3 protein-coding genes are annotated in these 3,526 nt (G+C 35.1%); 2 read left to right on the top strand and 1 reads right to left on the bottom strand.

Annotated elements, in window-relative coordinates:
* The first annotated feature begins 211 nt into the window (after nt 1–211).
* Together IJE13_RS07975 and IJE13_RS07970 are read left to right on the top strand one after the other, a co-directional pair.
* Nucleotides 212–568 (top strand): hypothetical protein, encoded by a 357-nt coding sequence (locus IJE13_RS07975; RefSeq protein ID WP_292779134.1) that lies wholly within the window; start codon nt 212–214, stop codon nt 566–568.
* Between the two features lie 201 nt (nt 569–769).
* Nucleotides 770–1,243, top strand: coding sequence for a tetratricopeptide repeat protein (locus IJE13_RS07970; RefSeq protein WP_292779132.1), 474 nt, complete (start codon nt 770–772; stop codon nt 1,241–1,243).
* Between the two features lie 111 nt (nt 1,244–1,354).
* Here IJE13_RS07970 and uvrB read toward each other — a convergent pair whose 3' ends face one another.
* Nucleotides 1,355–3,325 (bottom strand): excinuclease ABC subunit UvrB, encoded by a 1,971-nt coding sequence (gene uvrB / locus IJE13_RS07965; protein ID WP_292779130.1) that lies wholly within the window; start codon nt 3,323–3,325, stop codon nt 1,355–1,357.
* Nucleotides 3,326–3,526 lie beyond the last annotated feature (201 nt).

Here is a 3,526-nt window from a genome sequence, read left to right as displayed (position 1 = left end):
TTTTTATTATTTTTATTTTATTTTATTTTGATTATTTTTATTTTATTTTATTTTGATTATTTTTATTTTATTTTATTTTGATTATTTTTTTATTTTCATCATTTTTTTAATTTTTTTATTTTAATTATTTTTATTGCCTATTTTTCCACATTTCATAAAAACTTATTAAACATAGGTCATATAATATAAATTGAATGATTTGAGTGATAATATGACTATGAAAACAGGAAGCAATTTGAAATTCAATGATGAATATGAATATTTGACATTTGATTTAGATCAGGAATTCCTATTGGGGGAATTGAAAGGAGAGGAAATAAGGGATAAGATGATTTCCGCACAGAAAATATTGGACAATCATTTAAAGAGCAATTATTCTCCTGGAGATGAAATAGAAATTGACAATCCCTTTGATGATCCAAGGCTTAGGAAATTCATCAAGATAAATGAAGTGACTGATGAGATGCTTGATATAATCTATTATCAGCAACAGATCAATAAGGAAGTCTATAAATTCGTTACAATGAGTGCACCTCCTCTTAGAGGCCGTATTCTAATCCCAAAATAATTTTTTTCACTTCCTTTTATCCTATTTTTTCATCTTTTTTAGATTCTCAAAACTATTATTTTTAACTATTTTTCAATTTAAAAAATATTACGCCGTTATCATAAATTTTATTAACACGTGTTAACATAATAGAAAATAAGTAATGAATATAAATTTTTTAAGATTATATTTTTCAATTATAATTCTTATCCAGGTGATTCTATGAAATTCGATGAATTGATGGAGAAGGGAAATCAATTAAGAAAAGAAAACAAGTATGAAGAGGCATTGGATGCCTATCAGGCTGCATTAAAGGTTGATAAAAGACGCACTGAAGCTTGGAATATGAAAGCTAGTACCTTAGGTCTTTTAAACAGAACAGATGAAGCCATTGAATGTTTTGACAAATCATTGGAACTAGATTGGGATAATGAACAGACTTGGTTCTTAAAGGGAATGACCTTGTTTGCCGTCAACCGTTTCAATGAGGCAGATTCCTGTTTTGACAAGGCAGTGAATGCAGACCCTCACAATCCGGTTTATTGGAAGTATAAGGGAATGGTCCTAAGCCAATTGAATCACTATTCAGATGCTTTGAAATGTCTGGACAATGCATTGGAATTGAATCCTGAAGATGATGCCGTACTTGTATTCAGACATACTGTCGTAGAAGCATTGGAAAAAGAAGAGAATTAGATTTTCAAATCTTTAAAAAAAAGAAATTAAGTCGTAGGATATTTCCTACAACTCTTTTTTATTAATTTTTATTAATTTTTATACTATTTTTAACAATATTATTAACTCTTTTTAGTACTTTTTAGAACTTTTTATACTTTTCAAGGCAACTATTTGATCCCTTAGGACAGCTGCCCTTTCAAAGTCCAGGTCATTTGCAGCTTCCTTCATTTCCGCTTCCAAGTCCTTGATCAATAGCTTAAGCTCATCCTTAGGCATGCCTTTAAGGTCATCCCTTGAAGGAGTCTTCTTAGTGGACATCTTCTTGTCCTTAAGTGTTCTGTAAGTGGATTGAGGGGTTATGTTGTACTTCTCATTGTATGCCATTTGCAGCTTTCTTCTCTTGTTTGTAATGTCCACTGCATTTCTGACGGAATCTGTCATCTCGTCCACATACATAAGAACCTCGCCGTCAACGTTCCTTGCAGCTCTTCCTATTGTCTGGATGAGAGAGGTTTCAGACCTTAGGAATCCTTCCTTATCCGCATCTAAAATGGCTACAAGTCCCACTTCAGGCAGGTCAAGACCTTCCCTTAGGAGGTTTACTCCTACAAGGACATCAAACTCTCCGCGCCTTAAGTCGTCGATGATTTCCACTCTCTCCAATGTATCGATCTCTGAGTGAAGATACCTTACCTTAATTCCTATTTTTGCATAGTAGTCTGTCAAGTCTTCAGCCATTCTTTTTGTAAGGGTTGTTACAAGAATCCTTTGGTCCTTAGCCACTTTCTTTCTGACCTCAGCAAGCAGGTCCTCAACTTGTCCCTGAACAGGCCTGATAGTGATTTTAGGGTCTACAAGTCCTGTTGGCCTAATGATTTGCTCTACAACATTCTGGCTTCTTGACATTTCATAAGGTCCTGGAGTGGCTGAAACATAAAGTACCTGATTTTGGATTGCTTCAAATTCATCAAAGCGCAATGGCCTGTTTTCCTTTGCGGAAGGCAATCTGAAGCCGTATTCTACAAGGGTTTCCTTTCTGGACCTGTCTCCATTGTACATTCCCCTAATCTGCGGAACGGTTACATGTGATTCGTCAATGATTGTCAAATAGTCATCAGGGAAGTATTTAAGCAATGAATAAGGCATATCTCCCCAGTTTCTTCCGGATAAGTGCATGGAATAGTTTTCAATTCCAGGACAATATCCCATTTCCTGAAGCATCTCTATGTCAAAGCGTGTTCTCTGCTCCAATCTTTGGGCTTCCACATATTTCCCATTGAAATTAAGTTCTCTGATCCTATCTTCAAGCTCATCGCTGATGTCCTTAAGTGCCTGGTCCATTCTGTCGGCACCTACAACGAAGTGCTTTGCTGGAAATATCACATATCTTTGTATGGATTCCTCCTTCTTGCCGGTTACAGGGTCAATAAGGCTAATCGCATCAATCTCATCGCCAAAGAGTTCTATTCTTATTGGCGGTGTTCCGTGAACCGGATTGATTTCAATGACATCTCCCCTTACTCTGAATTGACCTCTTTCAAAGGCAATGTCATTACGCTCGTATTGCATGAAGATAAGTTTTCTAAGAATGTCAGATCTGTCGTAAATGTCTCCTACAGCTATGGAAAACGCAAATTCTCCGTAATCTTCAGGTGAACCTATGCCATATATGCAGCTTACGCTGCTGACTACAATAACGTCATCACGTGATAAAAGGGATTGGGTGGCGGAATGTCTCATTATGTCTATCTCTTCATTGATTGAAGCCTCCTTGTCAATGAATGTGTCTGTCCTTGGCACATAGGCTTCAGGCTGGTAGTAATCATAATAGCTGACAAAGTATTCAACGGCATTTTCAGGGAAAAATACCTTGAATTCCTCATATAATTGTGCTGCCAATGTCTTATTGTGTGATATGATCAAGGTGGGTTTTTGTACTTTCTCAATAATATTGGCCATTGTATATGTCTTTCCTGAACCGGTGACCCCTAAGAGTGTCTGCTCATGCAATCCTTTCTTTATGCCGTCAACTAAGGATTCAATGGCTTGAGGCTGGTCACCAAGTGGCTTATATGGAGATTTAAGTTTGAATTCTTTCAATTTATCACCTAACGATTTAAGAATAAATATTTTCAGCTGGTCTTTATGAAATCTTTTTTTTAGTATATAGTATTTTAAGCATTATTTCTTATAATTATATCTATTTATTAAAGTGTGAAAATTTTGATGCATAATTCTTCAACCATACTTAATTTATGATTTATAAATTTGTTTTAAATTATTATTAAATTATATTTTATT

Source organism: Methanobrevibacter sp. (genome assembly GCF_017410345.1).
In the GTDB taxonomy this organism is placed as follows: Archaea; Methanobacteriota; Methanobacteria; order Methanobacteriales; family Methanobacteriaceae; genus Methanobrevibacter.
This window is presented reverse-complemented; position numbering and strand designations above follow the sequence as displayed.